Raw genomic sequence first — 2,014 nt, 5'->3', positions numbered from 1 at the left:
CCGGCGGCGGCCGGGCCGGGTTACGGGCAGCCGGCACCGGGCCACGCCCAGCCCGCCGCCGGGTACGGCCCGCCCGGGGGCGCCGGCGGCGTCCCGCCCCAGCAGGTGCCCGGATACGGCCAGCCGGCACCCGGTGGGTTCGGGCCGACCGAGGTTCTGCCGTCCCAGATCCAGCCGGTGGCGCCGGGCGCGATGAACAGCCTGAACCCCTATCGGGAGGTCCCCGCGGCCGGCCGCTGGACGCAGCAGAACGGCAAGCTGGTCCGGGCCACCCTCGGTCAGGGGCCGGAGGTCCTCGCCCTGCGCGGGTCGATGGTCGCCTACCAGGGCGACATCGACTTCGACTACAAAAGCTCCGGCCTACGCGGGCTGATAGAGAACAAGCTCACCGGCCAGGGCCTGAAACTCATGACCTGCAAGGGCCGCGGCGAGGTCTTTCTCGCCCAGGACGCCAGCGACCTGCACATCGTCGAGCTCAACGGCCAGTCGCTGTGCATCAACGCGAGGAACATCCTGGCGTTCGACAGCTCCCTGCGCACCGAGGTCAGACGTATCGAGAGTCCCGGTATCCCCGGCGGTGGCTTCTTCCACTTCGAGGTGTCCGGGCAAGGGACGATCGTGGTGATGACCAAGGGGACGCCGATGACGCTGAACGTCGCCGGGCCGACGTTCGCCGACATGAACGCCCTGGTCGCCTGGACGTCCGGGATGCGGGTGAGCGTGTCGACCCAGGTGCGTATCTCCCGGCAGATCTACTCCGGCAGCAGCGGCGAGTCCCTGGCCCTGCAGTTCATGGGTTTCCAGGGCCATTTCGTGGTCGTCCAGCCGTACGAGGTCTAGGGGCATGCCCGACGGATACCGGTTGACGCGGTCGGCCGTCCGCCGGCGGCCGGGTGGCCGGGTGGCCGGAGAACACGCGGCGATATTTTCGCCATCGCAGCCCTGGTTTCTTCGCCCGGCCTCGGAAATTCTCGGACGGTCTGGTGGAAAAGCGTACGATGATTTTTTTCGGCAGGTACCCGGAGGCTTGCGGACAGCGGGAGGGAGGCAGCCGTGTACGGAACGTTGATGGATCATTTCGGGCAGACGCAGATCATGGACCGGATGAGCAGGCACGGTTCCAAGATCGTTAAAGTGGTCATGCAGCCCGGGCAGGACCTGTTCGCCCGGACCGGATCCATGATCGCCTATGAGGGTCTGGTCGACTTCAACCCGCAGCCCCCACAGCTTGGCCGGATCGCCTCCTCGTGGGCGACCGGCGAGGGCGTACCGCTGATGACCGCGGTCGGCCAGGGCCTGCTCTACCTGGCCGACTACGGCAAGGAGGTCATCGTCGCCCAACTGGCCGGCGAGGGCCTGTCCGTCAACGGCAAGAACATCCTCGCCTTCGACGCCAGTCTGCAGTGGGGGATCGAACGTGTCCGCGGCGTCAGCATGCTCTCCGGCATGGGCATGTTCAACGTGGTCATCCGCGGTCACGGCTGGGTCGCGATGACCGCGAAGGGCAGTCCGGTCGTGCTGGACACCCGGGAGGCGCAGACGTTCGTCGACACCGACGCGCTCGTCGCCTTCACCGACGGCCTGCAGGTCCAGCCGCGGCGGACCGTCCGGCTCGGCGGACTGATCGGCCGTGGCTCCGGGGAGGCGTTCCAGCTCGGCTTCTCCGGCCAGGGTTTCGTCGTGGTCCAGCCGAGCGAGGACGAACGGCCGAACTTCTCGGTACGCGGCTGACCGGGGCGCGGCTGGTATGGCTGGTACGGGTGATGTGAGTGACGCGGGTGCCACGGCTGGCGCGGGCGGCACACGGGTCTGGTACGGGGATCGTGTGTGACGTGCCGGCCGCACGCGACACGGGTTGCCGGTGACGCGGCGTCCGGCCCACTGCGCGGCACGCATGGGTGAGAGGATTCGATGATGAGCCACGGTGGATTCGGCGGTCCGCCCGCGGGTGGCTACCCCGGCGGCGCAGCTCCCGGTGGATATCCGCCCCCGCCCGGCCAGCCAGGCGGCTACC

The 2,014-nt window shown here is 69.0% G+C and carries 2 protein-coding genes; both read left to right on the top strand.

All coding sequences use genetic code 11. The features are described 5' to 3' along the window. Positions 1–840, top strand: an 840-nt coding sequence (locus CM1CMNOD_RS13645) for an AIM24 family protein (RefSeq protein ID WP_131774014.1), incomplete at its 5' end; no start/stop codon positions are given. A gap of 213 nt (positions 841–1,053) precedes the next feature. Further along, positions 1,054–1,731, top strand: coding sequence for an AIM24 family protein (locus tag CM1CMNOD_RS13640; protein ID WP_013874185.1), 678 nt, complete (start codon positions 1,054–1,056; stop codon positions 1,729–1,731). Positions 1,732–2,014 lie beyond the last annotated feature (283 nt).

This window comes from Protofrankia symbiont of Coriaria myrtifolia (genome assembly GCF_900634755.1).
GTDB lineage: Bacteria > Actinomycetota > Actinomycetes > Frankiales > Frankiaceae > Protofrankia > Protofrankia coriariae.
The sequence above is the reverse complement of the archived record's forward strand: the minus strand, read 5'-3'. Positions and strand labels throughout refer to the sequence as shown.